The sequence below is a fragment of the Acinetobacter stercoris genome (assembly GCF_900323515.1).
In the GTDB taxonomy this organism is placed as follows: domain Bacteria; phylum Pseudomonadota; class Gammaproteobacteria; order Pseudomonadales; family Moraxellaceae; genus Acinetobacter; species Acinetobacter stercoris.
The window spans coordinates 1-699 of the sequence record NZ_OOGT01000447.1 but is presented as its reverse complement, the minus strand read 5'-3'; the positions used below and the strand labels follow the sequence as shown (position 1 = coordinate 699).

The window sequence follows — 699 nt, the reverse complement described above, 5'->3', positions numbered from 1 at the left end:
AAGAAATACAAGAATTAATATATTAAAAACAAAAGCCTTACCACTAGAATCAATAGTCAAAACATCTTGATAACTTAATTGATAAAATCCTATATATTCAGCCACCCCTAGTATAACACCAAACAAAACAACAGAAAATATAGATATTATAGCACTTATAACCAATATATTGCTTACGTATTTTTTCAAAAAGACATAAGAATAATATAACACTAAAACAAAGAAGAAAGATGCATGAATTAAAGGCAACATTAACATTAACACAGTTTTGTTACTTTTTAAGCAAACAATGGCATATATAAATAAAACTGTAGCAATCCCTTGCCTAAGCACAACAAACTGCATATGAAAGGTAAATGGTATAATAAATAAAGCTATCAAACCCAACAAAAATAATAATAAGCTATCTGATCGTTTATATAAAAAAAACATCATCATTGATGTTATAAAGAAAACATAAAAATACGGGACATTTGTAAATAATGTTATTTTAGTTAGTAAATAATTTATAAATAAAAAAACAGGCTCTTTAGTAAATGACAAATCTCCTAAATTATAAAAAAAATAATTTGAATATTTGGCAATAATTTCATAGTTTTCTCTATCACGAAACCATTTAGATGGAAAACTAATAGATAAAGCTACATAGCATATTGACAATAACAGCATATTCAAGCTAACAAATACCTTCTTATACAT

The 699-nt window shown here is 24.9% G+C and carries 1 protein-coding gene; it reads right to left on the bottom strand.

The features are described 5' to 3' along the window. On the bottom strand, positions 1-669 hold a 669-nt coding region (locus KPC_RS20150; protein WP_228212372.1), incomplete at its 3' end, for an EpsG family protein. Between the last annotated feature and the right edge of the window lie 30 nt (positions 670-699).